Consider the following 25,285-nt stretch of genomic DNA (forward strand, 5'->3'; position numbering starts at 1 on the left):
AAGATAATCCCACTCAAGACCCGCCGGTCATCGACGCGGGGCTTGCCGTGTGACTTGGGAAAAAAGGGCTCAAGACGCGCCATCTGCGTATCCGTTAGCCAGAACAGATCAGACATGTTCACCGCTCGTTTTTCGAACCGTGAATCACGCCGTCGCCCGGAAATCAATGGGTCCTGACCCTAGCCAATCGTTTGCCCTCGGCTCCAAATCCCGCGAAGGAGGGGCGTTGACCCTGCTTGGCGAACGCGAAGGACATCGCCGCGCATACCGACTTGTAGCACGCCTCGGTCGTCAAGGCGCGCTGCATTGGCCGGGTTGCGGGTCACGGTTGCAACAGCCCGCGGAAGATCATTCCAGATGCGCGCAAGATGGAAGGCAGACAGCAGAAGCGCCGAAGGGACATAGTCAGATGACACGATGTCCAGCAGGTTCTGTTTCGCCAACTCTTCAGCGGCCACATTGCCAGAGTGAGAACCCCCGCGGATCAGATTGGGCGCACCCATCATGACCGCGATACCCTGTTCCCGGCAGGCCTGGGCAGCTTCGACTGTCGTTGGGAATTCCGCAAAGCCAACGCCGTTGGTGGCTGATGTCGCAACATGCTCTGCCGTCGTGTCGTCATGGCTGGCCAGCACTGCGCCCAAACGGGTCGCCTCTGTGACCGCGCCTTTTTCGTGCCTGGCACCATACCGCTCCTGGAGGCCGAGCAGATTTTGTACATGCTCGGCAAATTCCGCATCGTTCATGCCGCGCTTCTTGGCGACATAGGTCTTGAGCGCCGTAAGATCACGGAATTGCCGCTGCCCGGGCGTGTGGTCCATCAGGCTGACAATGCCGACGCGATCCTCGTGGCCAAAGGCGGCCAATTCGTCAAGCAACGTTTCAGAACAGATCTCGGCGCGCAGGTGGAGGAAGTGGCTGATCTTGAACATGCCTTCCGCGCGCGCAGCCAAAAGCTCGTCGGCCAGTCTGCGGGCATAATCGATATAGCGCCCTTTGCCCGAATGGATGGACCCAACGCGCATGGCATCGAACACTGTGGTGATACCGGTGGAGGCCAGTTCTGCATCATGGGCGAGTAGGGCGGGCAAATGGGGCCAATCGACCTCGGGGCGTGGCTCGATGTGGCGCTCGACATTGTCGGTATGCAACTCCACAAGACCCGGCAGAACCAGATCCCCGCCACAATCCAGAGCCCCTGTCGGGATACTATCCCCTTCGGTGATCTCGGAAATGACGCCCGCTTCGATTGTGATTGCGCCCAGCAGCACGCGATCTGGCAAAACAAGCTGAGCATTGGCAAGACAAAGGTCTGCTGACACCGAGGTGTCACATGCGTTTGTCAAAGAGGACGCAGGAAAAGGGGAATTCATGTCATACGCTCGTTTTGCAATTTACTATCTGCCGCCCGACGGCCCGCTGTCCGAATTCGGCGCGAAATGGCTGGGCTGGGATGTTGTGACGGGCCGTGAGGTGCCTCAGTTCGATGTGCCCGGTTTGCATGACATCACGATGACACCCCGCAAATATGGCTTTCACGGAACCCTGAAACCGCCGTTCCGCTTGAAAGAGGGTCAAACGCCTGAGGCTCTTGAAGCAGCTGTGTCCGACTTGGCAGGTGTGCTTTCGCCCGCGGTTTGTGATGGGCTGAAGCTGACGCAGTTGGGCCGATTTCTGGCGCTTACGCCCTTTGGAACGCTGGACGGTTTGCAGCGGGTCGCCGAGGCCTGCGTGCGCGATCTTGATGGGTTTCGCGCGCCTGCGGGCGAGGCAGAGCTTGCGCGGCGCCGCAAGGCGGGGTTGAGCACCCGCCAAGAGGCGCTGCTCGCGCAGTGGGGATACCCTTACGTCTTCGAGGAGTTTCAGTTTCACCTGACCCTCTCGGGTCGGTTGCCCAAAGACGGGATGCGAGGGTGGATTGACACGCTGCAGGATCGCTTGCCGGATTTGCCCACACCTTTCGTTATGGACCAGGTCGCGCTTTGCGGCGAACGGCAGGATGGACACTTTGAACTGATCCATCGTCATACGCTCACCGGCTGAAGCAGCTTGGCAGCGCGCGCAATTGTCTGATCAAGCGGTCCGTCATTGGAAAGCGTGATGACCTCCAGACTTTCAGGTAGGGGCTTTGTCGCCTCAGACAGGCGTCTGGCGATATCGGCCTCGGACTCGCGACCTCGAGCCGTCAACCGTGCAGCCAAAGTCTCCGGCTCGGCCGTGATGTTGAGAACGACGAAATTGGGAAACGCATCTGCACCGGCCCGAAGCGCTTTCCTCGAAAAGTTGGCAAGGCAGTCGGCACCATTGTTCAACTCGTATCTCACCGTTTGTGGAATGCCGTAAAACAGCCCATGCGCGCCCCAATGAACGGCGAATGCACCATCCTTAACCAGATCCTGAAACTGCGGTTCGGAGACAGCGTCGTAATCTTCGCCGCCCAAACCCGGAGCGCGCGTGATAACGCGCCGGACAAGATGCAGTTTCGGCATGACCGCGGCCACGCCTTGCATCACGCTGTCCTTGCCCACACCGGAAGGACCGACAACCGCAATGAGGCGGCCCTTGCTCATGCCGCAACTCCGGGCGTGAAAGCGCTAACGTCGATTTCGCGGTCGCAGACACGCGCGCGCGCCGCCTCGTCGTGAAAAATGCCGATGATCGCCACACCGCTTGCCTTGGCCTCTTCGATCAGGGACAACACGACCTCGCGGTTGGTGGCGTCCAGGCTCGCGGTGGGTTCGTCCAAAAGCATTGCGGGATATGCGTGGGCAAAACCGCGCGCGATATTCACCCGCTGCTGTTCGCCGCCCGAAAACGTGGTGGGCGAGAGCGACCAAAGCCGCTGGGGAATGTTCAGTTTTTCAAGAAGGGCCGCGGCGCGGGCCTCTGCCGCCCCCGCGGAGACCCCGACCGCGCGCAGAGGCTCGGCAACCACTTCCAGTGTTGGCACCCGTGGCACCACCCTCAGAAACTGACTGACATAGCCAAGCACCTCACGTCGCAGGGCAATCACCGCGCGCGGTTCGGCTTGAACGATATCGACATCCCCGATGCGGATAGAGCCCGCCTGCGTCAAGTAGTTGCCATAGATCATGCGCATCAACGTTGATTTGCCCGCACCTGAAGCCCCGGTCAGCGCCACACATTCGCCGGGCGCGACAGACAAGGAGACATCGTTGACCACTTCGATTACGGCGCTGCCCTGATTGTGAAGGGTAAAGGTTTTTGAAACGTCCTTGAGGTCAATCATCACTCACACCTGTAAAACGGAAGAGACAAGAAGCTGGCTATAGGCGTGCTGGGGGTCGTCGAGTACCTGGTCAGTCAGGCCTGATTCAACCACACGACCCGACTTCATGACCATCAGCCGATCCGCGAGCAGTCGCACAACGGCCAAATCATGGGTTACGATGATCGCAGACAGGCCCATGTCGCGCACCAATCCGCGCAAGAGATCAAGCAGACGCGCTTGCACGGACACGTCGAGCCCTCCTGTCGGTTCATCCATAAAGACCAGCCGCGGCCCGGTGACCAGATTGCGCGCGATCTGTAAGCGCTGCTGCATCCCCCCGGAAAACGTGGTGGGGCGGTCGTCGATGCGGTCGGCGTCAATTTCCACCCGCCCGAGCCAATCCGTCGCTTTGCCCCGGATGTCACCATAGTGCCGCTCGCCGACCGCCATCAAGCGCTCGCCCACATTGCCGCCGGCCGAAACACCCATGCGCAACCCGTCGCGGGCGTGCTGGTGGACAAAGGCCCAATCGGTGCGGCCCAGCATACGGCGCTCCGGCTCTGACATGGTGACGGTGTCTTTGGGGCCATCGGCGCGGGTATCAAAGACAACCTCGCCCGCATCGGGGGCCAGATGTCCCGCCATGCAATTCAAGAGCGTCGACTTCCCAGAACCGCTTTCACCAACAATGCCCATGACCTCGCCGGGATAAAGGTCAAAGGACACATCCGCGCACCCGATGTGAGCGCCGTAGTATTTTGAAATGCCTTTGACCGACAGTAGTGGAGAAAGATCTGCACTCATGTCTGAAACTCCAGATTACGTTGCGTGGTCATCGTGGGAGCGGATGGGTTTTCAGCGGACATTTCTCCGAAAAAACCCGCAGCACGGCGGCCTTCGCAATAGTCAGTGTCAGAACAGACAAACATGCGCCCACCTTGATCATCCGTGATCACTTCATCCAAATAGCTGTCCGTAGCTCCGCACAGCCCACAGGAGTGGTCGGCTTTGCTGGCCTCAAACGGGTGATCTTCAAAATCGAGACTGACAACCTGGGTGTAAGGTGGGAGCGCATAGATGCGTTGCTCACGGCCTGCCCCGAACAGCTGGATCGCGGGCATGTTGCCCAGCTTGGGGTTGTCAAACTTGGGTATGGGCGACGGGTCCATCACATAACGCCCTTCCACCTTGACCGGATAGGCATAGGAGGTGGCGATGTGGCCGTGGCGCGCGATGTCCTCATAGAGCTTCACATGCATCAGGCCGTATTCTTCCAGACTGTGCATCTTGCGGGTCTCACTCTCGCGCGGTTCCAGAAAGCGCAGTGGCTCGGGGATCGGCACTTGGTAGACCAGGATCTGATCCTCGGTCAGCGCTTCTTCGGGGACGCGGTGGCGGGTCTGAATTACGCTCGCCTCCGAGGTCGTGGTCGTGGTCGCCACACCTGCGGTGCGTTCAAAAAACGACCGGATGGATACCGCATTGGTGGTGTCGTCCGCCCCTTGGTCGATCACCTTGAACCTGTCTTCGGGTGTCAGAACTGCTGCCGAAACCTGCACGCCGCCTGTGCCCCAACCATAGGGCATCGGCATTTCGCGGCTTGCAAAGGGCACCTGATAGCCGGGGATTGCCAAGCCTTTCAGGATCGCGCGGCGGATCATTCGCTTGGTCTGCTCATCAAGATAAGCAAAGTTGTATTCCGTCATTCTGCCGCCTCCTGAAATTGCCCGGCGCCAGCTTCGCGACGTAGCTTGCGCACGAGTTCCAGTTCTGACTGGAAGTCAACATAATGGGGCAACTTGATATGCTCCAAAAAGCCAGTCGCCTGAATGTTGTCCGCGTGATACAGAACAAACTCGGTGTCCTGCGCGGGCGCGCCGACATTGTCTTCGCCCAGCTCTTCCCACCGCAGCGCACGGTCAACCAACGCCATTGAAATCGACTTGCGCTCTGACTGACCAAAGACGAGCCCGTATCCACGGGTAAACTGTGGCGGCTCGGTCTTGGAGCCTTTGAACTGGTTCACCGTCTCGCATTCGGTCAGGGTGATCTCGCCAATCTCAATCGCAAAACCGAGCTCAGGAATGTCCATCTCGACCGCGACGGCGCCGATGCGCAATTCGCCCACAAAGGCGTGGTTACGGCCGTAGCCGCGCTGAGTGGAATAGGCGAGACCAAGGGCAAAGCCCTCATCCGCGCGGGTCAGCGCCTGCAGGCGAAGCGCGCGGTCCGCAGGCATTTCAAGCGGCGCGCGGGTCAGGTCTGGAGGTACTGTGTCGTCATGTGGAGCCTCTTCGATCAGACCCTCCCGGTTTAGAAATTCGGTCACATGTGGCACGTCTCCGGTTGCGGCCTCACGCGCAGGGGCCTCTGGCACTTCGCCATCGGCGGCCAGTTTGAAATCAAGCAAACGATGCGTGTAATCAAAGGTCGGCCCCAAGATCTGCCCGCCGGGCAAATCCTTGAACGTGGCCGAGATGCGTCGATCACAGTCCATCGCACCCGTGTCTATCGGGTCCGACGCGCCGAACCGCGGCAACGTGGTGCGATAAGCACGGATCAGGAAGATCGCCTCAATCAGATCACCACGCGACTGCTTGATCGCGAGCGCCGCCAGATCGGGATCATAGAGCGAGCCTTCAGCCATCACCCGGTCCACCGCCAGCTTCAGCTGTTCACGGATTTGGGCAACGGAAAGCTCGGCAACACTGATATCCCCCCTTCTCTCCTCTGCCAGCCAGGCATGGGCGCTTTCAATGGCGCGCTCGCCCCCCTTCACAGCGACGTACATCAGGACACCTCCATCGCGCCCTCTGGCGCACTAACTATCGTTGAGCGCGGCAAAGCGGCCACTTGGCCCCCGCACGTAAAGATGAAGTCGAGACCAAGCGGGAACAAGCCTCGGTTGCTTTGGAAGGCGTCGAGTTCGGGCAAGGACAAAGCGGCACGTGACTTGATGCCCGGACCGCTCAGATTTGCGCCCGATGTGGTCAACTCTGTGCATTCCACAATCAAGGTCGCAGACCGATCCGGATATTCCGAAGTGCCAATCTGATAGCCCTGCAATGGAACCAGCGCCTCCCACCGGCCAACGGCAAACATGGCTTGGGACGGGCCGGTCAGCGGGGCGCCTGTATGAAATGCAAGCCAAGCGCGCACATCATCCGTATCCGCATCTCCCGCAAGGTAGATGGGCGTGTCGGTGTCACACAAGGTCAGCAGCACACTGCCGGCGGCGGCGGAAAGCGGCGCAGGCGGTTGCGCGCCCGAGATGTCCTTGATCTGGCCTGGACGGGCCATTGCCTCCATCACTGCGCGAAAGGCGTGGGCCGAATCGACCGGCGGCGTTTCAAACCCGCCCGAGAGCGTTTGTGCGTGCATCAATCCTCTCCTTCAGTCTTCGCCGCGGGCCATGGTGAAAAACTCCACCTTGGTCGCGGCGGCTTTTTGCGCGCGCGCCGTTTTGGCGATCATCTGTTCGGCCTGCAGCGGTTCCAGAACAGCGGTGCGGACAGCACCTGCGGCGCCGCCTTGCATCAGTGCGTCCACCAGCGCGGCGGCTTCGGCATCGGCTTTGCGGCGGCCTTGGATATACGCATGACCAACCTCGCCGCCGGGTAGTGTCAGAGCACAGCGGGTCACGGTCATCTCACCGATATTGAATGGCGCACCCGTCCCGCCTGCACGACCCTGCACCATGACGCTGCCGATCTCGGGGGCACGAAGCCATTTGAAATCCGGTCGGGCCATCGCGGCATCAAGCAGAGTGGCGACACGGCCCGCGGGTGCTTTGGACAAAAGGCTCATCCAAGTTTTCCGCTCTGTTTTTTCGTCAAAAGCGTCTTTCATCTCGACAACTTTTCCATATCCTATACAACTATACATATCATAACAGATTCCCTCCATCACGACAGAAGAGATTTGTGAAACTTGCGTGACAGTTCTGGCAAAACACCCATCTGGCAGGCCATCGCAGATGCCCTGCGAAGTGACCTGGCGGAGGGCCGATATGTTCCGGGGGACAGACTCCCGACCGAAGCTGCGCTGGCCGAGCGCTTTGGCGTCAACCGACACACAGTAAGGCATGGGATTTCGGCCTTGGTCGAAGAGGGCCTCGTTCGCACCCGCCGAGGATCTGGCGCTTTTGTGGCAGCAACCCCTACCGATTACGCCATCGGAAAAAGGGTACGGTTCCACGAAAACCTGATTTCTGCCGGGCGACGCCCGGAAAAACAGGTTTTGCAAATTGAAAATCGTGCTTCAACGGCAGGCGAGGCGCGGGCTTTGAGGATCGCGCCAGGGGCTGAGGTTTGCGTTTATCACGGGCTGTCTTTGGCAGATGGTCAGCCTGTTGCAGTGGTTGAGAGTGTGTTTCCCTCCGACAACCTTTCCGGCATTGCATCCGCCTTGAGTACCTACACCAGTATTACCGAAGCTTTGAAAACGGTTGGCGTTATCGATTATACCCGCGCGTCAACGCGGCTCACTGCGGTACGCGCCACTGTAACGCAAGCCTTGCACTTGCAAGTCGCAGAAGGCGATCCGCTGCTGAAATCAACAAGCGTGAACGTAGACGACACAGGCCAGCCAATCGAATACGGGCGCACATGGTTTGCAGGGGATCGGGTGACATTGACGTTGGAACATTAGGATCATGCGCTTCGCAATTGGGCCGAACTTTTTTGGTCCGCTCACGTCTCACGCAACAAAGTGCAAAGGCCCCCACCCAACTGGTAGGGGCCGAACGCGCCAGGCGCCGAGAGTTGTCGCTCAATCAAGCCCCATGCAATTGGCATAGTAAGTCACCGTCGCGGGCCAGTCCGAAAAGATCCCCTCAACACCGACATCCATCGCCAATGCGTCGATCAATTCGTACATGATACCATCGCTGTCGGTCACATCGGCGATGGACTGATAGTACCAACCGCCACCGCGCACGAGAGGGCCAGAGCGTTCAATGGTCCATGTGATGATCTTGAGACCTGCGGCGTTGGCCTGTTTGGCCAGTTCAGACGGCACGATCTCTTCGCCATCCAAGGTCACAAGCATCCAAGTGGGCGGTGCGATGTAGTTCACGCCCATGGCCTTGAGCTCTTCCATCGTATTAGGCCATGTGTCCGGGTCCATCGGAGAGTAGCCGTCGATATTGTATTCATCCATCAGATAAACCGCTTGCGCGCCAAACTCCGGCTCGGCCTTGATCCAATAGAGCACGTCTTCGAGGTTAAAGGATTGAAGCCACACATCGCTGGCAGGGACGCCTGCTGCCTTGTACTCGTCCACCAGCTTTTGGGCATAGTCTTCTTGGCTGAACCCGTTGAAAGGCATGTCTACCGCGGGGGACTTAAGCTCGGGCGTAAACTTCGCACCCAAGGATTTGAACAACTCGATCGACTCTGCATGGGTCATGATCGTGGCATTTTCCACGCTGTAGAGATCTGTGCGCCAATCTGCCGTGCCGCCCAGATAGGCTTCGGCCGTGGCCGCCGTTTTGTCGGCTGCGTCCATCTTTGGCGTCAGTGTTCGGTATTCCGCCAGAGTGATCTCGGATGTGCGGCACTCGGCGGCGGCGGGGGTTTCACCATTTGCAGGGCTGAAAGGCACTTTGCACGTGTCAGCAAGACCTGACGTCAGGATGTTTGTTGTCGTATGCAAATCATTCTGGGCGTGACGGCAAACCAGCTCCAGATCTTTGGTAAAGGTCACGTCGCATTCCAGAATGCCGGCACCCATGCGCGCAGCAGCCAGGTTCGATTCCGCCGTATGCTCCGGGAATTTCAACGGTGCGCCACGGTGACCAATAGAGAAAAGTGACGGTTTGGCTTCTTGGCCCGAGCAAGACCGCAGTTTGGATTTGAGCGCCCCGTCTTCCATCCGATCAATCAGATAAAAAGGGCGCGGACCGTACTCGACACTCTCAACAGATTGCGCAAGAACGGGGGCGGCGACCAGTGCGGTCGTCGCAATGACAAGGGTGCGAAACATGGGAAATCCCTGTAATATGATGGACACCGCAAAGTCGCCCGAAAATGCAACTCTCATGTGAAGATCGCTTGAAGGTTTAGTAACGAATACCTGTCGGTTTGGTGACGCGGTCAGAGGGGTCCAATTGCAAGCACCAACGCTCCGCAGTTTCTTCCTGCAATTTAAGCCCCAGCCCTTGGTACAAGCGCCGCGCGTTTGGATTAGTGCTCAGAACCCATAACCAAACGGGGCGGCTTTCCGCGTCGATCTTTTGCAAAAATACACCAGCGCTTAAGCGCGCAAATTGCCCCATAGGGCCTTCGCATAGGCCCACTTACCGTCTTCTTCCGATCGCAGGACCAACGCCCGGTCCGCAGCTTTAGCGACCCGCAAGCCGACACGATCAGGTTTCATACTTTTCCAAAAAAGCGTCCGCAGATAGCGCGCGAAAATCATTCAGTGCGGCGCGCAGCGCATCATGATCCCAGTCCCACCACGCCAACGCGATCAACCGATCGGCGATGTCGCGTGGTTGACGCAAGCGCAATGGTTTGGCTGGGGTGCCTGCGACCATGGTGTAGGGTTCGACGTCTTTGGTTACAACCGCACCCGCTGCAACGACAGCGCCGTGGCCGAGAGTGATCATGGGCTTGACCATTGCGCCAGCGCCGATCCACGTATCATGGCCAATGTGAGCTGTGCGGGACTTGCGGTGTGCAAAGAACGCCTCATCTCGGCCCGCATCCTGCCAATAATCCTCAGAGCGATACAGAAAGTGATGCAGAGACGCGGTATGCAGCGGGTGATCCGTCGCGCCAATCCGGGAGAAGGCGGCGATGTTGGCAAACTTGCCGATCTGCGCATTCGCAATATCGGCATAGCGGTCGCAATAGGAATAGTCCCCGAAGTGCGAATTGTTCACCCGGCTGCCTTTGCCGATCTCGACATACGCGCCAAAGGTGCTGCCGGCGATTTCGCATTCGGGGTGAATGAAAGGTTCTGTTGCAGTCAGCCGTGCCATCAGTCTTTGCGCCCGATCAGTTTGCCGCGCAGCCAGCCCGAGAACCAATCCATGAACATTACCATGACGACGATCAGGACGATGTAATAAGCGACCTCTTCCCAATCCTTCTGGGTCTGGATCGCCTGGGTCAGCATCAATCCGATGCCGCCGCCCGTAATCGCGCCAATGATCGTGGCGGACCGGGTGTTGGATTCCAGAAAATAGAGGATCTGAGCCAGCAGCACCGGCACCACCTGTGGGATCACGCCAAAGCGATAGCGTTGCAAGGGTTTCGCACCCGTGGAAGAAACGCCTTCGATCTGCTTCTGGTCCACATTTTCCAATGCTTCGGAAAAGATCTTGCCGAAAGTGCCCGTATCGGTGATCAGAATTGCCAGTGTCCCGGTCAGCGGCCCCGGGCCAAAGGCGCGCGCCAACACGACGGTCCAGATCAACGCATCGACCCCGCGTACAAAGTCAAAGACCCGCCGCGTGCCCGCCCGCAGCAACATCAAGGGCGAAAACCTCTTGGCCGCCAGAAAGGCAAGTGGCAGGGCCAAGATCGCGGCCCCCATCGTGCCAAGGAACGCCATCAGGATCGTTTCGCCAATGGCCCAGGCCACATCCTTGTGCCGCCACATTTTGTTGTTCCACCAATCGGACACAGCACCCTCGATATTGCCGCGGTCCGGGTCGAGACGGGTGCCAAACAGGATCGTTCCAAGGCTTTGGCCGTGATACGGGCTGTCGAGGGTGAACCAGAAAAGCTCCCATCCGGGGAAATAGTTGAACACCTCTGTGCGTGCGCCCGTCAACGTGATGCGGCCCTCTGGCGTCGTGATGCCGATACGACGGTTCGAGGCGGATATCCACTCAGGCACATCCTCGGGCAGATTGCTGGTAAGGCTGCGCCCCTTGGCCTCCACTTTGATAAGTGGGAAACCGGGCACTTCGATCTCGGTTCGGTTTTCCGGCAGATACCGCACAGTGTAACCTGAACCCAGATTGATGGTGATCACCTCATCGCCACTGACCCAATCGGGGCGCTGACCTTCAGGGTAGCGCCCTTTGCGCTCGCCTTCGACGGCATAGCTGATCTCGCCCGAGCGGTTGTCGCGTGTGACATGCACCTTATGCGACCAACTGTCGGAGGCCAACGTGACCGCGTTGTCCAGATTGGCACGCCCCGCCAGACCGGCGATATCGAAAGCGAAAAATATATAGAAGAGATAGGCGAAAATAACGGCCGGGATGCCAAAGCCGATCAGTCGCTTGCGCTGAAACAGTTTGTCGGCATCCTGTTTCGTCAGGCTGAGATCAGTCATGGTCATTGGCCCTGCCCCTCTGTCAAACGGTTGCGATAGCGGCTGGAGACCTGATCAAAGAACACGATGGTACCGAACAAAAGAATGAAAATCGCGGCGGCCTCGTCAAACCGGCCCGGCCCCCACGCCATGGCGTTGCGCAGTTCGTATCCGATACCGCCCGCGCCGACAAAACCAAGGATGGCCGAAGCGCGGATGTTTATCTCGAACCGCAGCAAAGAATAGCTGATGTAGTTCGGCGCGACTTGCGGCAGCACGCCCAAGAGCATGCGCTGCGTCCATGTTGCACCTGTCGATTCAAGTCCCTCAACCGGCTTGAGGTCAGCGTTTTCCGCAACCTCAGAGAACATCTTGCCCAATGCGCCTGCGGTGTGGATGGCAATGGCGATCATGGCAGGCACCGGGCCGCCGCCCAGAACAAAGATCAGGACCAGCGCGATCACGATTTCGGGCACCGCGCGCATGATGTCAGAGATGCGACGAAAAAGCGGGATCAACCTGGGCCATTTGGCCAGTCCGCGCGTGCCCAGCAAAGACAAGACGATGCCGCCCGCAACGCCGATCAGGGTCGAAACTGCGGCAATGTTTATGGTTTCGACAAGCGCGGGAAAGTATTTGGCGATCAAACCGGGCAGATCGGCGCGTTTTTCCCAAGCCTCGGATAGCACGTCAGCGGGGTAGTCCCCGATCTGGTGGAGCCCTTCCCAAAATCCGCCTGCATTGCGGTCGTCCGCGATGTTGAAGCCCGAGACCATCAGGATGACGAAGATCAATAGCGTCAACCCGCCATAAAGCCTGCGTCGCTGAACCTGCGCCATATAGCTTGATTGAACGCCGCCCACGCTTTGCGGTGCGCCGCCTATGGAAATGTCAGCCATTCTGCCCCCGGATAAAAAAATACCGACAGGCCCAAGGGCCTGCCGGCTACGTCATGGAAATGGTTTAGCCGCCGATTTTCGCTTTGCGCGCTTCGACGATCGAGATGTAGGTATTATGGGCCACCGGCTGGAAGCCCAGCGTGTCGCCCGCAGCCACGCCATAGGCGCAATCCGGGTCCGCTTCGAACAGGCCATCAACCAGCGCTGTCATTGTGGTCTTGACGTCTGCTGGCAGCGCCTTGCGCAGAACGATTGGACCTTCGGGGATCACTTTGGATTTCCAGATCTGCACCATATCGTTCATGTCAACGAGGCCAGCATCGACGGCTTTGCGCAGCGCGCCGGAGTTGTACCCGTCTTCCCAGTTACCCTGACCGTCGGCCCATGTCACACCGCCGTCGATGTCACCATTGTTCACTGCGACAATGGTCTGCTCGTGGCCGCCGGTGAATTTGACCTCACCGAAATACTCGCCCGTTTCCATGGTCACGCCCTCCTTGTACTGCGGGATTTCGATGGAGGGGATCAGGTAGCCGGATGTGGAGTTTGGATCACCAAAGCCAAAGACTTTGCCTTCCATATCATCCAGCGAGGTGATGCCGCTGTCTTTGCGCGCAAAACCGATAGAGTGATAGCCGACAGAACCATCCACGTTCACTTTGATCAGAACGGGTTCAACAGCATCTGCGTCCTGCAGGTAGGTCGCGGCATAGGAGGACGCGCCGAGCCAGGCCATGTCGATTGTGCCGCCCAGCAAACCCTGGATCACACCGTTGTAGTCAGCAGGGGCAAAGAGCTTGGTTTCAACACCAAGCGCTTCGGTCGTGTAGTCAGCAAGACACTGGTAGGAGTTCATCCGGTCTTGGGCGTTCTCGCCGCCCAGAATGCCGATACGGAATTCGGTAATGCCTTCGGCGAAGGCGGTGCCGGTCAGGGCTGTCGTGGCGGCAAGCGCCAATGCGAGGGTCTTTTTCATCGTTATCTCCGTTGGGTTAATGAAGGTGGCCCGCGAAAAGGCGCGGGTGGCAGCTGGCTCAGGCGAGGGCTTTCTGTGCCTCCGACCTGTCCAGGGTTTCAATTTCGGTGGATGTGGCGGCTTCTGAAAAATCCGCGCCTGCCCCGTAGATATCTCGCGCGACTCCGGTGGTCAGTTGCTCAGGCGTCCCGTCAAAAACGATCCTCCCATCGCGCATTCCGATCACCCGGTCACAATAGCGCCGGGCCGTGTCCAGCGTGTGCAGGTTGGCAATGACCATGCGGCCGTCTTGCTCGTGAATGTCGCGCAGGCTTTGCATCACCACTTGGGCATTCATTGGATCGAGCGAGGCAATGGGCTCATCGGCCAAAATAATCTTGGGATCCTGCATCAACGCCCGCGCAATCGCGACGCGCTGTTGCTGACCGCCCGAGAGCGCCTCGGCGCGCTTGGGCGCTTGTTCGGCGATGCCTAGCCGATCAAGGATCTCGATCGCTTGGTGAACGTCCGATTGTGGAAAGAGGTTGAACATGGTTGCAAAAGTCGACCGCTTGTTCAACGTGCCGTGCAGCACGTTCGAAACCACATCCATGCGGGGGACAAGATTGAACTGCTGAAAGATCATCGCGCAGCGTGACTGCCAATCCCGTTTGGCGGCACCACGTAAGGCCGTGACCTCTTCCCCTTCGAAAGTGATGGTCCCACTGGTTGCATCGCTGAGGCGGTTGACCATCCGGAGCAGGGTGGATTTCCCCGCTCCAGAGCGCCCGATAATCCCAATCATCGTTGGTTGGTCTACGAAGATATTGGCCGCATCTACAGCCGTCTTGTCCCCAAAGCGCTTAGTCAGTGCATTTATTGTCAGCATATCGCCCCCGTGTTTAGGGGGCGGATAAGCGCGCTACACTACATCTGCGTGACGGTTTTGATTCAGTTTCTTGGCATTTGCGAAACGAATTTGTGACAGCGGCTATTTTGAAGGCAGGGCACAAGGCATTGATCGATTTTGCCCGTAAACGAAGTTTTATCCACAAACCGTCATAAAACCGTTACGTCCTTCCTTGGGGTCAACTATGCTATGAACATGATCCATCGACTTTTTCTCTCGCTGACGTTTTGTCTCACCGTGCCAACACTCGCTGGCGCAAAGATGTCGGAAGTCAGCTGTGATGACAGCGCGCGTATGCTTTTGATGTTAACCGAAATCCTGGGGGCCGAACGTCAGGGCATGGGATTGCGTGACCCGGACACCGTCCTGGAAGTCTGGGTCAGCCCTCGGGATGGCGAGTGGATGATCGTGCAGAATTACGCGAATGGCACGTCTTGCATCGTTGCCATGGGCGAACACTGGGAGGCAGGTCAGGCCGGGCCAGCCTAGGAAGGCGCTTCTTCCAAGCGGTCGGTGGCAGGCGCGGGCCGCTGAGACAAAGCCTCAATCTGCGTGTATTGTTCCGCAGCCAAGCTGACACCCAAAGCCTTCAAAGACGAGTCCAACTGTTCGGCGTTGCGTCCACTGATTATCGGAGCAGAAACAGCAGGATGTTTGGCGGCCCATGCCACTGCCAAAGTCGCAGGGTCAGTTCCCCATTCACGGGCCAAAGCGGACAAGGTCTGCGCCGTCTCTACCATCCAAGGCTGCCCGTAGCGGGCCGCATATCGTTTGTCAGTCGACAGACGTCCCTTGCCACCAGCTTGGTATTTACCTGTAAGCAGACCGCTGCCCAATGGTGAATAGGCAGCAACGGCAAAACCCTCCGAAAGCGCCATCGGGAAAAGCTCCACCTCAGCCTGCCGCTTGATCAGCGAATACATAGGTTGCAAAACATCGATGCGCGTTCCGAACTGTTCGGCAACAGCTTGTGACTTCATGACCTGCCAGGCCGCGAAATTGGACACGCCGATGTGTCGAACCTTGCCTTGAGACTGCAATTCGCAAAGCGTTTCGAACGTTTCAAGCAGGGGGGGCGTGGGGTCCCATCGGTGCAGGTACAAGATATCGACGGCATCCAGCTTCAGACGAGATCGGCTTTCGTCGAACTGAGCGAGTATGTTTTCGCGGCCGCTGCCGCCAGTATAGCCGGTTTTCGTCGCTATGATCAGCGCGTCGCGGTCCTGTTTGATGAAGTCGCCCAGCAATTCCTCCGACCGACCGCCTGTATACGTGTGGGCTGTATCGAAGAGGTTGATACCGGCGTCTCGGCAAGCTTCGAACATGGCGCGGCTTGCAGCCGCAGCTGCAGTCCCGCCGAATTGCATGCACCCAAAACACAAGGGAGAAGCGTCCTTGCCGTCGAGTGCCTTCAGGCTGACCATGCGTTCTGTTCCGAGTGTATTGTGCCGACCGAGGCAGCGTAAGCTGACCGCATAAAGGTTTTGTGACAACTTCAACAGACGCCGCTATCGAGTCTCGACTGCCACGTCCAAATCAAAAGCGATCTCTGGATGGGCCGAAAGCGTCTAAGCAAGCGGCACGTTGGTCCGAAACAGCGATCTTTCACCGCGCCCGTTCGCTGGCGCCTTGTCACGGCGCTCAAGGTACGCAGGCATTGTCATGTCAGCTTCGCGATCTCGCTGGCAAACCTCGTAAGGGCCTCTGCATCGCCCAATAGGTCATGCCGCCGGTGACAATCACAAAGTGCGCATCTCCGTTCTCCGCGTTGGTCGTCGCGACAGCGCGGGAAAGTCGCTTCGCAGGATCCTGACCGTAAAGCAGGCCCGCCCCGACAACATGCGTATCTGCGAGGGGGATGAATTTCATTCAGCTGCGACGGGCTTGGCCCAGTCGTCCCATCCGGTGCCCGACGAAAAGACCGGGCCATCCCATGTGAAGGGAATGTCATGGATCACGGTCCCGTCGCCGCCAACTTCGATGAGAGCAAAAGAGGGGGCCAACGGCCCACCATGCAGGAGTTCCGTCTCGGTGAAGTCGGGCAGGGATTGATTGCCTGTGGACCGCACTGACGCAAAGGGGATGCCGCAATAGGTACCGGTGCAGATCGCATGGATATGGCCAAAGTGCAGATAATCGATCTTGCTCTGGTGTCTCTTGAGCAAATCCGCGAAAGCCGGACGGTCTGCGGAAACCAGCGCGATTTTGTCCTCGGCCGGTTGCGACAGCGTCATGACGTTGTGGTGCATGAACAGACGTGCATGGGTGCAGTCCTGCAATTGCGCCTCAAGCCATTGAATACGGTCCACACCGAAATGGCCCGCATGGGTGCGCGGCGCGGTGGTGTCGAGATAGATCAGACGGGTGCCGTCCAAATCTTCGGCATAGTTTATATAGCCGTGCTCATCGCGCGGATGATCCGGAAAGGCTGACAGAAAATTCGCTCGGTTGTCATGGTTGCCCACCAGCAAACGTACCGGACAGGGCAGATCCACAAGCGCATCGTTGAGCGCTGCATAAGCGTCCGGCTCGCCCCAATGGGTGAGGTCACCGGTGATGATGATCCGGTCTGCATCCTGATGTTTGCCGCGCACCTCGTCCAAGGCTTGCGCAAAACGACGATGGGGATCAAGCCCGGCCATCCGTTCGCCGGGGCACGTGAGGTGGATGTCAGAGATATGGACGAATTTCATGATCATGCCTTTTGATCGGGGCCTGTCGAAGAGTACGTTGGCCGCCCAGTGGTTCCGGGCGGCCAACAAAAGGGATTAGCCGTTCGGCAGAAGGTCGGCGATTTCTTCGACCAGCTCGGCTTGCAGCTCTTTCATGTCGGTGGCGTCACCCGTGACGATCCGCTCGATCCCGTCATAAATCACCTGCGTGATCGCGAGGCCATTGTCACCCGGATAGGCCAGCCAGTCGCGCAGGAGCGGAAGTTGGTCCACGGCGGTCTGCTTGTTCGGGTTCTGCTCGTAGAAGTCCGCAAGGATGATCTCGTTCGCGGCCTTGTTCGGCGGCATGTAGCCGGTGGTCTTTGCCACTTCGGCAGCACCATCGCCAGAGGTGATGTACTTGAGCCATGTCCAGGCGGCTTCACGCACTTTCGGGTCATCGGATGTCGACGTCAGCATCGCGGCGTTGCCGCCAGCAGGCAGACCCAAGGGCGCGCCATTCAGGCCGGGGAACGGGCCGGTGACCAGTTCGAAATCACCCTGGCTGCGTTCAACCGCACCCAAAGCAGAGGTTGACCAGAACATCATGCCGATCTCGCCGGCAGAGAAGGACGCCAAAGCCGCCTTCCACTCCAAGTTCTTCATCTCGCATTCGGTAAAGATCTCGTGCATCTGCTCCAACGCAACCAGCGCCTCTGGGCTGTCCATGGTCACGCGGCCGCCTTCAACAATCGCTTTGTCCTGGCTCCAGAGCAGGGCCTGCATGAACCAGTTACCGGTGATGTTCCAACCCCAGAAGATCGGGTTATCGATGCCGTTGGCCTTCATCGTCTTGCAGGCAGCGATCACGTCGTCCCATGTCGTCGGCAGCGCGTCGATGCCGCCAGCACGCAGGATGTCCATGTTGTAATAACCGACGGGCAGAGAGATCGAAAACGGCAAGCCGTACACCTTGTCATCAAAGGTCGACAAAGACAGCATGGCCTGATGATAACCGTCCTTCTCAAATTCGGCTTCGGCGGCGATGAACGTCTCCAGTGATTGGGCGATCCCCTTGTCCACCAGCGGGGCCTGACGGTTCAGGCCCTGCATGGTGACATCGGGCAGGTTGCCTGCAACAGCTTCGCGCAGAACGGTATTGGTGCCATCCTCGTAGGACTCGTATGTCGCTCGGAACTTTACTTCGATGTTTGGATGCGCCTTTTCAAAGGCAGGCATCATCGCCTCATAGGTCACGTCAAAAAGGTGGCTGTAAGGATAGGCGAATTCGATTGTAACCTTGTCCTCGGCGAACGCTGCACCTGCGGACAGGGCCAGAACTATTGCAGTTGTGGTCAGTTTCATTAGGTTGCTCCTGTTGTCCGGGACTGACGGTTTGGCGATTGGCAGACCCCGGTGATTGTCCCCTTGCGGGGCTATGGGTAGGGCGGGATCGATCCCGCCTTACTTCATTCCAGTCAAAGTGATCCCCTCGATAAAGCGGCGTTGGGCGACCAGAAATGCGACGATCAGCGGTGTTACAATAATGGTGGCGGTGGCCATCATAGGCCCAAAGAACGAGCCGTCCGCATCGCCCTTGAACTCCCTCAAACCCAAAGGCGGCGTAAAAAGGTCGCGGCTGCCGGTTACCACGATACGCGGCCAGAAGTAGTCGTTCCAATGCGCAACGATACTGAAGATGGCAAAAGCCAGAAGGGCGGGAACCGCTGTCGGCAACATGACGCGCCAGACAATCGCGAATTCGGTCATGCCGTCCATGCGCGCGGCATCAATCAGGTCATCCGGCACCGTCATGAAAAACTGGCGCATCAGAAAGATGCCAAAGACCGAGATTGTCCAGGGCACGACGAGCGCGGCGTAGGTGTTGGTGAGCCCCACCTTGGCCAAAATGATGTAGAGCGGCAGAGCAATCGCGTGCACAGGGATCAACAAACAGAACAGGACAAGACCAAAAACCGCCTCGCGCCCCCAGAACTTCAGCTTGGCCAGCGCATAGGCGGCAGGCAGTGCGACAAGCACCTGGATCACAAAGATCGAAACAGTCACAATCACGCCATTCAGCAGATAACGCAGCAGCGGCGCTTCGATGAAAGCCTTGGTGTAGTTGAAGACAACGGGTCGCATCGCGCACGCCACAGCGGCCTCTTCCATGATTGCGTCGCGGATTTCCCGGTCTGACTTGCCGGGATATTGCGGCGCGGCGGCGGCAATTTCGTCTCGGTTCGGATCGCGCAGCTGCACGCAGCGCTCATCGACCATCATCTCCTGTCGGCCAAAGAAACCGCCGGTCCCGCGGTCAATCTCGCCCGGACTTTTGAAGGAATAGCTGAGCATCATGTAGAACGGCGCCAGCACGATGATCGCACCGATCACAAGGATTAGATGTTTCCAGATATCGCGCGTCATCAGTAATGCACCTTGCGCTCGACCAGCCAGCGCTGGATCAGGGTGAGGAACATCACAAAGACCAGAAACAACATGGTGATCGCCGAGCCGATGCCGATCAGGTTCTGTTGCACGCCTTTCTCAAAAATCGCGAACATCATCACGTAGGTGGACTTGTTTGGGCCCCCGCCCTGAGGCCAGAACGCCTCGACCGTGTCAAAGACCTGAAAAGCGCGGATGCAAGAGATCGTGACAACGAACACGGTTGTCGGTCCAAGCGCTGGCCATGTGACCAGCCGAAACCGCTCCCACGCGCTTTTGACGCCGTCCATTTCGGCGGCGTGATAAAGCTCGCGATGCACCCCGGTCAGCCCGGCGAGGTAGAGCACCATGTTAAAGCCGAAACCCTGCCAGACGCCGATGAAACACAGCACCCAGATGGCATAGTCCCGATCGCCAAGCCACAAGGGGAAGCCGTCGGCACAGCCATTGCCAAAGAAGCGGATTGCCTCGAGGAAAGTACCGCAAGACAGCTCAAGCGTTTGATTGATCACACCAATTGTCGGGTGCAGCATGAATTCCCAAACAATCGCCATGGCGAGCAGTGTCGCCATGACCGGCAGGAAATAGATCGTCTTGTAGACGTCCCCGATCCGCCCCAACGAATTGACCAGAAGCGCGGCCCCTAGCCCTAAGGCTACCGAAACCGGCACGACCACCACCACATAGGTAAAGGTCGCAATGAACATCTTTTCGTAGGTCGAGCGTGACAACAGGCGATCATAATTCTTGAACCCAACCCAGTCAAAGCTGGAATTGCCCAGCGAATAGTTCGTAAAGGACAGAACACCCGCGACGACAACGGGCACCAAGAGGATCAGAAACATCAAGGCCAGTGCCGGTGTCGTCAAACCCCATGCCGTCCGGGCCTGCCGGTTCACTTCCCGCGAAGTCCGGGCAGCAACTGGCGCATCAATTACAGCCATGTCAGGCCACCTCTCGCTCGTTGGAGAGGGCAACTTCGACGCGCCGTTGACGCGTGCCATCCACGTCGAAAATCAGGGCGTCCTGCAAATCAAAGCTCATGCTGACCTGCGCGCCCAGACGTAAGCTGTGACGCTCTGCGGGGGTCGCGCGCAGGGTCACGCGCGCAGTCTGATCCGCGAGGGCAACTTGCGCATAGACCTCAGACCCCAGATTCTCCAAATGTGCGACGGTACCGGTGATCATCGGCTCTGCCTGAGTGAGTTTCAGCGCTTCGGGGCGCAGCCCCAAGTGATACACACCAGCTTTCGAAGCCTCGGCAACGCGGGCCAAAACCAAACCGAACAAGGTCATCTCGGAATGTCCGAGTTCGACTGGCAAAATATTTATCTTTGGCGAGCCAATGAACTCTGCCACGCGGATATCATTTGGATCTTCATAAATGACGCTCGGTGCGTCGCATTGCAGTATCTCGCCGCCCATCATGACAGCGATCCGGTCCGACATCGTCATCGCTTCGACCTGATCGTGGGTCACGTAGATGAATGTGGCGTTCAGGCGCCGATGCAGCTGCGCGATCTCGGCGCGCGTTTGCACACGAAGCTTGGCATCCAGATTGGATAGCGGCTCGTCCAGCAGAAACGCAGCGGGCTCTCGCACCAAAGCACGCCCAAGCGCCACCCTTTGCCGTTGCCCACCGGAAAGTTGGCCAGGCTTGCGATCCAGCAAAGCGCCGATCTCGAGCATTTCGGCTGCGTTCTGCACCGCAGAGGCGATCTCGGTCCGCTGTTCTTTGGCACCGGGTAGAAAGGGCCCGACGAAAGGCAGTCTTTGCGCGGCTGAAAGCGACCTCATACGCAAAGGAACCGCAATGTTTTCGGCCACGGTAAGATGCGGGTAAAGCGCGTAGGATTGAAACACCATCGACAGGTTTCGATCCGCAGCGCGCGTTCCCGTAACAATCGAGGCACCAATCTCGATCTCACCGCTGGTCGGGTCCTCGAGACCAGCAATTATACGCAGCAATGTCGATTTTCCGCACCCAGACGGGCCAACAAGCGAGACGAACTCTGCATCCGCAACATCCAGCGTCACACCCCTCAAGACCTCGGTGTCCCCGAAGCGTTTGGTGATCGATCTGATCGACAGGCCAGCCATGCAATTCTCCCGAATTCTGCTCAACAGGTATTGCCGCCTCACAACAATTTTGTGACGTCATATTAGTGATACCGATGGGGTATATGGGCGCCACGAAAGGAAGCCGGATGCGTCCCAATCATCACCAGTTCATCGCCTTTGCCTATGTTGTCCGCGAGGGCAGCTTTTCTGCGGCGGCAACGCGGATGGGCGTGACGCAATCCACGATCACACAGCATATTGGTAATCTGGAAAAGACCGTCGGAACGCTCCTTCTCCGACGCGGCAGAGACGGAGTGGACCTGACGCCCACGGGGCAGGGGTTTTATGATCTGGCCGACCGCATGGTTTCGTTGGACGCCGAGGTGTCAGAGCGGCTTGACGGGTTCAACGCCATGAAACACGGGCGTTTAAGTGTAATAGGCAACGCGCCACAGCCTGCGCTCAGAATTATTGCGAGGTTCAGACAACGTTTTCCAAACATACAAGTGAACTTCGGCCTTCATGACTGGTCAACCGCGACCAGAATGCTGCGCAATCGGCTAGCCGATATCGGTCTGATCACCGACGCACCGATATCAGACGCATGGGAGCGTATATTTATCGAAAGCGCTAAATATGTTCTTTATTGCCCGAATGAACACCCCCTGAGCGCGCAGGTTTCTTTATCAATCAGAGACTTGCGGGGAGAAACTCTCATCATTCCGGAGCGAGGGTCGTTGACAAGGAAACTGCTCGAAGAAGTCTGCCGGACACATGACGTTGCACTCGAAAGAACCGTGACGATGACGACGTTTCCGCTCATGTACGAGGCTGTTTTACAGGGTATTGGCGTCGCAGTGTTCTTGCGCAACAGCAGTCTTATCAAAAAGTCGGTCTCGGAGATCCCGATCCGAGAAATGCCTGAAAAACATGAGACGCACTTGATCGCCACAAAAGACAGAGTGGGATTGAAACTTATCTCCGAGTTCATCAACTCAATTGACTAAAAAAACTTCATGATGGGGTTTTATTTGAAATGCAGGTGCGCGCCACTCTGGAGTTCGATTTACATTACTAAACAATAAGTTACCCAATTTCAGCTATATTGCATGGGGGCGATTTACACTCAACTTCTGGGCAGGTTATGCGTCTCCAAAGAAATGCCCTGAATACTTTGGGATGGCCGTACATATGGGCCGAGATCCGGACACAAACGTGGCTCCGTGACCCTTTATTGCCCTGGCAGAAAGGCACCGTGGAAAACACCAATCGGCGCGCATAAAGATGGTTGCCGAGCAAGCATGACATCACTGCGCTCTCGGATCATGAATTGAAAACGATCCGCGACCGCCTCTACGCGCGCCCCCAGAGAATGCCACGGGTGCCAGACACCCGCAGAGGTCTCCGGGGAAAAGGTGATGGAAGCAATTGGCCGCCCCCCTACCCCCCGTTGGCATCAAGTCTCGCAGGTCAATTATCGCTCACAAAACACAAGAAATTGAACGAGGCAGGCGTCTGGGAAACCAGGGGCACCTCAGTCCTGACATTCGTTACCTGACCCCCGGCACCATGACAGCCCTTCCACCTGTCCGCAAACCCTCGCCAACGCCACGTTTATCCCGCATTAACAAGCCCGACCGTACGCCCTGCTACCCCGCCAAAAGCTGCGCAACCGGTGTACGGACGGCGCACGCAAAGTGTACGGCCTGTGCATCCCGATTTTCCCATATGCCAAAGGCGTTAACCCACATTTCACGCGCCGCGCGCGACACACCCCACCGTCCATTGCACCACGCGGCACCAGGGGCCATTGACCAGCCCCCCATTCCGCTACATATCCCTTCCCATGACACCGCTTTCACATATCCGCAATTTCTCCATCGTCGCCCATATCGACCACGGGAAATCGACCCTCGCCGACCGGCTCATCCAGTCCACCAACACCGTGGCCGACCGGGACATGAAGGAACAGCTGCTCGACAGTATGGATATCGAACGCGAGCGCGGCATCACCATCAAGGCCAACACCGTACGGATCGACTACGTCGCCGAGGATGGCGAAAAATACGTCCTCAACCTGATAGATACGCCCGGCCACGTGGACTTTGCCTATGAGGTCAGCCGCTCCATGCGCGCCGTCGAAGGGTCGCTTCTGGTTGTGGACAGCACTCAGGGGGTCGAGGCCCAGACGCTCGCCAATGTCTACCAAGCCATTGATGCAGATCACGAAATCGTCCCCATCCTGAACAAGATCGACCTGCCCGCCGCCGATTGCGACCGTGTAGCCGAACAGATCGAGGATGTCATCGGCATCGACGCCTCGGGCGCCATCCAGGTCTCGGCCAAGACCGGCGTGGGGATCAAGGAAACGCTGGAATCCATCGTCAAACACCTGCCCGCCCCCAAAGGCGACGAGGACGCACCGCTCAAGGCGATGCTGGTCGACAGCTGGTACGATAGCTACCTCGGCGTGATCGTCCTGATCCGCGTCATCGACGGCCGCCTGAAAAAGGGCGAAAAGGTCAAATTCCTCTCCAACAACACCGTCCACCACGTGGACCGCATCGGCGTCTTCCGCCCCAAGATGGAAATGGTGGACAGCCTCGGCCCCGGCGAGATCGGCTTCCTCACCGCCTCCATCAAACAGGTGCGCGACACCCGCGTCGGCGACACAATCACCCACGAACGCAAAGAGGTCGCACCGCTCCCCGGCTTCAAACCCGCGCAACCGGTCGTCTTCTGCGGCCTCTTCCCCGTGGACAGCTCCGAGTTCGAGGACCTGCGCGACGCCATCGACAAACTGGCGCTCAACGACGCGTCCTTCAGTTTTGAAATGGAAACCTCCGCCGCCCTGGGCTTCGGCTTCCGCTGCGGCTTCCTTGGGCTTTTGCACCTCGAAGTGATCCGCGACCGGATCGAGCGGGAATACAACATCGAATTGATCACGACCGCCCCGTCGGTGGTTTATCACGTCTATATGCGCGACGGCTCGATGCTCGAACTGCACAACCCCGCCGACATGCCCGACCTCAGCGTGGTCGACCACCTGGAAGAGCCGCGGATCAAGGCGACCATCCTCGTGCCCGACGACTACCTGGGCGATGTGCTCAAGCTCTGCCAAGAGCGGCGGGGCGTGCAGCTGGACCTGACCTATGCGGGCAGCCGGGCGATGACGGTCTATGACCTGCCGCTGAACGAAGTGGTGTTCGACTTCTACGACCGGCTGAAATCGGTGACGAAGGGCTATGCGTCCTTTGACTACCAGATGACAGGTTACCAAACCGATAACCTCGTGAAAATGTCGGTGCTGGTGAATGACGAACCGGTGGACGCGCTGTCGATGATGGTGCACCGCGACCGCGCCGAAATGCGGGGCCGGGCGATGGTCGAAAAGCTCAAAGACCTGATCCCCCGCCACATGTTCAAAATCCCGATCCAGGCGGCGATTGGCGGCAAGGTGATCGCGCGCGAAACTTTGTCAGCGATGCGCAAGGACGTGACGGCAAAATGCTACGGCGGCGACGCAACGCGGAAACGCAAACTGCTGGACAAGCAGAAGGCGGGTAAGAAAAAGATGCGCCAATTCGGGAAAGTGGACATCCCCCAGGAAGCGTTTATTTCCGCGCTGAAGATGGATGGTTAGTCGACCTTCAACGCTGACCTAGTCGCTTGATTGTTTTCTTCGACAACATTTTTCGTCGAACACGCAGTGTTGTAGCGCCGGTGGCTTCGTTGATTACGACACACCAGATTGTTCCTTGTTCTCAGTCAGACACCATCTGTTGGTTGCTGGATTGCCTCTGTTAACGATGAGTCAATAAACTAAACGTCAACCCTCTTGCAGCAACCTATCAAAAT

25 protein-coding genes and 2 pseudogenes are annotated in these 25,285 nt (G+C 58.0%); 6 read left to right on the forward strand and 21 right to left on the reverse strand.

Features of this window, described 5'->3' with window-relative positions; translation table 11 throughout:
- Both Q1A44_RS00005 and Q1A44_RS00010 read right to left on the reverse strand, forming a co-directional pair.
- A pseudogene (locus Q1A44_RS00005) lies at positions 1 to 116 on the reverse strand (IS5/IS1182 family transposase); the annotation flags it as partial.
- Between the two features lie 63 nt (positions 117 to 179).
- Positions 180 to 1,373, reverse strand: coding sequence for an alpha-D-ribose 1-methylphosphonate 5-triphosphate diphosphatase (locus tag Q1A44_RS00010; RefSeq protein WP_299617739.1), 1,194 nt, complete (start codon positions 1,371 to 1,373; stop codon positions 180 to 182).
- Between Q1A44_RS00010 and Q1A44_RS00015 the strand changes: the two genes are divergently transcribed.
- Entirely contained in the window at positions 1,372 to 2,043 is a 672-nt protein-coding gene (locus Q1A44_RS00015) for a DUF1045 domain-containing protein (protein ID WP_299617742.1), read from the forward strand. The genes Q1A44_RS00010 and Q1A44_RS00015 overlap by 2 nt on opposite strands.
- Here the strand turns inward: Q1A44_RS00015 and phnN are convergent.
- From phnN to phnG, 7 genes are read right to left on the reverse strand one after another with little or no spacing between them, the layout of a single operon-like run.
- Complete coding sequence (gene phnN, locus Q1A44_RS00020) at positions 2,025 to 2,570, reverse strand: phosphonate metabolism protein/1,5-bisphosphokinase (PRPP-forming) PhnN (protein ID WP_299617747.1); 546 nt, start codon at positions 2,568 to 2,570, stop codon at positions 2,025 to 2,027. The genes Q1A44_RS00015 and phnN overlap by 19 nt on opposite strands.
- Positions 2,567 to 3,250 carry a phosphonate C-P lyase system protein PhnL gene (gene phnL / locus Q1A44_RS00025; protein ID WP_299617751.1) on the reverse strand — a complete coding sequence of 228 codons (684 nt, stop codon included), beginning with the start codon at positions 3,248 to 3,250 and terminating at the stop codon, positions 2,567 to 2,569. Before phnL ends, phnN begins: the two co-directional genes overlap by 4 nt.
- Positions 3,251 to 3,253: 3 nt before the next feature.
- Positions 3,254 to 4,036, reverse strand: coding sequence for a phosphonate C-P lyase system protein PhnK (phnK, locus tag Q1A44_RS00030; RefSeq protein ID WP_299617754.1), 783 nt, complete (start codon positions 4,034 to 4,036; stop codon positions 3,254 to 3,256).
- The gene (locus Q1A44_RS00035) at positions 4,033 to 4,938 is read right to left on the reverse strand and encodes an alpha-D-ribose 1-methylphosphonate 5-phosphate C-P-lyase PhnJ (protein WP_299617757.1); all 906 of its coding nucleotides are present in this window, start codon (positions 4,936 to 4,938) and stop codon (positions 4,033 to 4,035) included. Before Q1A44_RS00035 ends, phnK begins: the two co-directional genes overlap by 4 nt.
- Entirely contained in the window at positions 4,935 to 6,023 is a 1,089-nt protein-coding gene (locus tag Q1A44_RS00040) for a carbon-phosphorus lyase complex subunit PhnI (RefSeq protein WP_299617760.1), read from the reverse strand. The genes Q1A44_RS00035 and Q1A44_RS00040 overlap by 4 nt, the downstream gene beginning before the upstream one ends.
- Positions 6,023 to 6,613, reverse strand: a complete 591-nt coding sequence (gene phnH / locus Q1A44_RS00045; RefSeq protein ID WP_299617763.1) for a phosphonate C-P lyase system protein PhnH — start codon at positions 6,611 to 6,613, stop codon at positions 6,023 to 6,025. Before phnH ends, Q1A44_RS00040 begins: the two co-directional genes overlap by 1 nt.
- A gap of 12 nt (positions 6,614 to 6,625) precedes the next feature.
- A complete protein-coding gene (phnG, locus tag Q1A44_RS00050) occupies positions 6,626 to 7,081 on the reverse strand; it encodes a phosphonate C-P lyase system protein PhnG (protein ID WP_299617766.1) in 456 nt (151 codons plus the stop codon).
- Positions 7,082 to 7,162: 81 nt separating this feature from the next.
- On the opposite strand from phnG, the gene phnF reads away from it, so the two are divergent.
- Entirely contained in the window at positions 7,163 to 7,882 is a 720-nt protein-coding gene (phnF, locus tag Q1A44_RS00055) for a phosphonate metabolism transcriptional regulator PhnF (protein ID WP_299617769.1), read from the forward strand.
- Positions 7,883 to 8,002: 120 nt separating this feature from the next.
- Here the strand turns inward: phnF and Q1A44_RS00060 are convergent, their stop codons facing one another.
- The 6 genes from Q1A44_RS00060 to phnC all read right to left on the reverse strand — a co-directional run bounded on the left by Q1A44_RS00060 (position 8,003) and on the right by phnC (position 14,246).
- The gene (locus Q1A44_RS00060; RefSeq protein ID WP_299617773.1) at positions 8,003 to 9,217 is read right to left on the reverse strand and encodes a glycerophosphodiester phosphodiesterase family protein; all 1,215 of its coding nucleotides are present in this window, start codon (positions 9,215 to 9,217) and stop codon (positions 8,003 to 8,005) included.
- A gap of 382 nt (positions 9,218 to 9,599) precedes the next feature.
- A complete protein-coding gene (locus tag Q1A44_RS00065; RefSeq protein WP_299617776.1) occupies positions 9,600 to 10,217 on the reverse strand; it encodes a DapH/DapD/GlmU-related protein in 618 nt (205 codons plus the stop codon).
- Positions 10,217 to 11,530 (reverse strand): phosphonate ABC transporter, permease protein PhnE, encoded by a 1,314-nt coding sequence (gene phnE / locus Q1A44_RS00070; protein WP_299617780.1) that lies wholly within the window; start codon positions 11,528 to 11,530, stop codon positions 10,217 to 10,219. The genes Q1A44_RS00065 and phnE (Q1A44_RS00070) overlap by 1 nt, the downstream gene beginning before the upstream one ends.
- Positions 11,527 to 12,402, reverse strand: a complete 876-nt coding sequence (gene phnE, locus Q1A44_RS00075) for a phosphonate ABC transporter, permease protein PhnE (protein ID WP_299617783.1) — start codon at positions 12,400 to 12,402, stop codon at positions 11,527 to 11,529. The genes phnE (Q1A44_RS00070) and phnE (Q1A44_RS00075) overlap by 4 nt, the downstream gene beginning before the upstream one ends.
- A gap of 64 nt (positions 12,403 to 12,466) precedes the next feature.
- Entirely contained in the window at positions 12,467 to 13,378 is a 912-nt protein-coding gene (gene phnD, locus Q1A44_RS00080; RefSeq protein ID WP_299617786.1) for a phosphonate ABC transporter substrate-binding protein, read from the reverse strand.
- A gap of 58 nt (positions 13,379 to 13,436) precedes the next feature.
- Positions 13,437 to 14,246, reverse strand: a complete 810-nt coding sequence (gene phnC / locus Q1A44_RS00085) for a phosphonate ABC transporter ATP-binding protein (RefSeq protein WP_299617789.1) — start codon at positions 14,244 to 14,246, stop codon at positions 13,437 to 13,439.
- Between the two features lie 282 nt (positions 14,247 to 14,528).
- Here phnC and Q1A44_RS00090 point away from each other — a divergent pair, with 282 nt between their 5' ends.
- A complete protein-coding gene (locus Q1A44_RS00090; RefSeq protein WP_299617792.1) occupies positions 14,529 to 14,756 on the forward strand; it encodes a hypothetical protein in 228 nt (75 codons plus the stop codon).
- Here the strand turns inward: Q1A44_RS00090 and Q1A44_RS00095 are convergent.
- From Q1A44_RS00095 to Q1A44_RS00120, 6 genes are all read right to left on the reverse strand, one after another.
- On the reverse strand, positions 14,753 to 15,691 hold the full coding sequence (locus tag Q1A44_RS00095) for an aldo/keto reductase (RefSeq protein WP_299617796.1): 939 nt from the start codon (positions 15,689 to 15,691) through the stop codon (positions 14,753 to 14,755). The genes Q1A44_RS00090 and Q1A44_RS00095 overlap by 4 nt on opposite strands.
- Positions 15,692 to 16,132: 441 nt before the next feature.
- A complete protein-coding gene (locus Q1A44_RS00100) occupies positions 16,133 to 16,960 on the reverse strand; it encodes a metallophosphoesterase (protein ID WP_299617798.1) in 828 nt (275 codons plus the stop codon).
- 75 nt (positions 16,961 to 17,035) lie between these two features.
- Positions 17,036 to 18,283: an ABC transporter substrate-binding protein gene (locus Q1A44_RS00105; protein WP_299617801.1), complete on the reverse strand. Its 1,248-nt coding sequence runs from the start codon at positions 18,281 to 18,283 to the stop codon at positions 17,036 to 17,038.
- A gap of 99 nt (positions 18,284 to 18,382) precedes the next feature.
- Positions 18,383 to 19,345: a carbohydrate ABC transporter permease gene (locus tag Q1A44_RS00110; RefSeq protein ID WP_299617803.1), complete on the reverse strand. Its 963-nt coding sequence runs from the start codon at positions 19,343 to 19,345 to the stop codon at positions 18,383 to 18,385.
- Entirely contained in the window at positions 19,345 to 20,310 is a 966-nt protein-coding gene (locus tag Q1A44_RS00115) for a carbohydrate ABC transporter permease (protein ID WP_299617805.1), read from the reverse strand. Before Q1A44_RS00115 ends, Q1A44_RS00110 begins: the two co-directional genes overlap by 1 nt.
- Position 20,311: 1 nt before the next feature.
- Positions 20,312 to 21,466 (reverse strand): ABC transporter ATP-binding protein, encoded by a 1,155-nt coding sequence (locus tag Q1A44_RS00120; protein ID WP_299617808.1) that lies wholly within the window; start codon positions 21,464 to 21,466, stop codon positions 20,312 to 20,314.
- Between the two features lie 107 nt (positions 21,467 to 21,573).
- On the opposite strand from Q1A44_RS00120, the gene Q1A44_RS00125 reads away from it, so the two are divergent.
- The 3 genes and pseudogenes from Q1A44_RS00125 (at position 21,574) to lepA (ending at position 25,070) form a co-directional block, all read left to right on the forward strand.
- On the forward strand, positions 21,574 to 22,434 hold the full coding sequence (locus Q1A44_RS00125; RefSeq protein ID WP_299617810.1) for a LysR family transcriptional regulator: 861 nt from the start codon (positions 21,574 to 21,576) through the stop codon (positions 22,432 to 22,434).
- A gap of 218 nt (positions 22,435 to 22,652) precedes the next feature.
- Positions 22,653 to 22,851, forward strand: a pseudogene (locus Q1A44_RS00130) (IS30 family transposase); the annotation flags it as partial.
- Positions 22,852 to 23,273: 422 nt separating this feature from the next.
- On the forward strand, positions 23,274 to 25,070 hold the full coding sequence (lepA, locus tag Q1A44_RS00135; RefSeq protein ID WP_299617812.1) for a translation elongation factor 4: 1,797 nt from the start codon (positions 23,274 to 23,276) through the stop codon (positions 25,068 to 25,070).
- Positions 25,071 to 25,285 lie beyond the last annotated feature (215 nt).

The sequence above is a fragment of the uncultured Tateyamaria sp. genome (assembly GCF_947503705.1).
In the GTDB taxonomy this organism is placed as follows: Bacteria; Pseudomonadota; Alphaproteobacteria; order Rhodobacterales; family Rhodobacteraceae; genus Tateyamaria.

Coding starts and splice junctions, on each gene's coding strand:
- Q1A44_RS00015 (WP_299617742.1), top strand. CDS start 1,372: ATGTCATACGCTCGTTTTGCAATTTACTATCTGCCGCCCGACGGCCCG.
- Q1A44_RS00010 (WP_299617739.1), bottom strand. CDS start 1,373: ATGAATTCCCCTTTTCCTGCGTCCTCTTTGACAAACGCATGTGACACC.
- phnN (WP_299617747.1), bottom strand. CDS start 2,570: ATGAGCAAGGGCCGCCTCATTGCGGTTGTCGGTCCTTCCGGTGTGGGC.
- phnL (WP_299617751.1), bottom strand. CDS start 3,250: ATGATTGACCTCAAGGACGTTTCAAAAACCTTTACCCTTCACAATCAG.
- phnK (WP_299617754.1), bottom strand. CDS start 4,036: ATGAGTGCAGATCTTTCTCCACTACTGTCGGTCAAAGGCATTTCAAAA.
- Q1A44_RS00035 (WP_299617757.1), bottom strand. CDS start 4,938: ATGACGGAATACAACTTTGCTTATCTTGATGAGCAGACCAAGCGAATG.
- Q1A44_RS00040 (WP_299617760.1), bottom strand. CDS start 6,023: ATGTACGTCGCTGTGAAGGGGGGCGAGCGCGCCATTGAAAGCGCCCAT.
- phnH (WP_299617763.1), bottom strand. CDS start 6,613: ATGCACGCACAAACGCTCTCGGGCGGGTTTGAAACGCCGCCGGTCGAT.
- phnG (WP_299617766.1), bottom strand. CDS start 7,081: ATGAAAGACGCTTTTGACGAAAAAACAGAGCGGAAAACTTGGATGAGC.
- Q1A44_RS00060 (WP_299617773.1), bottom strand. CDS start 9,217: ATGTTTCGCACCCTTGTCATTGCGACGACCGCACTGGTCGCCGCCCCC.
- Q1A44_RS00065 (WP_299617776.1), bottom strand. CDS start 10,217: ATGGCACGGCTGACTGCAACAGAACCTTTCATTCACCCCGAATGCGAA.
- phnE (WP_299617780.1), bottom strand. CDS start 11,530: ATGACCATGACTGATCTCAGCCTGACGAAACAGGATGCCGACAAACTG.
- phnE (WP_299617783.1), bottom strand. CDS start 12,402: ATGGCTGACATTTCCATAGGCGGCGCACCGCAAAGCGTGGGCGGCGTT.
- phnD (WP_299617786.1), bottom strand. CDS start 13,378: ATGAAAAAGACCCTCGCATTGGCGCTTGCCGCCACGACAGCCCTGACC.
- phnC (WP_299617789.1), bottom strand. CDS start 14,246: ATGCTGACAATAAATGCACTGACTAAGCGCTTTGGGGACAAGACGGCT.
- Q1A44_RS00090 (WP_299617792.1), top strand. CDS start 14,529: ATGTCGGAAGTCAGCTGTGATGACAGCGCGCGTATGCTTTTGATGTTA.
- Q1A44_RS00095 (WP_299617796.1), bottom strand. CDS start 15,691: ATGGTCAGCCTGAAGGCACTCGACGGCAAGGACGCTTCTCCCTTGTGT.
- Q1A44_RS00100 (WP_299617798.1), bottom strand. CDS start 16,960: ATGAAATTCGTCCATATCTCTGACATCCACCTCACGTGCCCCGGCGAA.
- Q1A44_RS00105 (WP_299617801.1), bottom strand. CDS start 18,283: ATGAAACTGACCACAACTGCAATAGTTCTGGCCCTGTCCGCAGGTGCA.
- Q1A44_RS00110 (WP_299617803.1), bottom strand. CDS start 19,345: ATGACGCGCGATATCTGGAAACATCTAATCCTTGTGATCGGTGCGATC.
- Q1A44_RS00115 (WP_299617805.1), bottom strand. CDS start 20,310: ATGGCTGTAATTGATGCGCCAGTTGCTGCCCGGACTTCGCGGGAAGTG.
- Q1A44_RS00120 (WP_299617808.1), bottom strand. CDS start 21,466: ATGGCTGGCCTGTCGATCAGATCGATCACCAAACGCTTCGGGGACACC.
- Q1A44_RS00125 (WP_299617810.1), top strand. CDS start 21,574: ATGCGTCCCAATCATCACCAGTTCATCGCCTTTGCCTATGTTGTCCGC.
- lepA (WP_299617812.1), top strand. CDS start 23,274: ATGACACCGCTTTCACATATCCGCAATTTCTCCATCGTCGCCCATATC.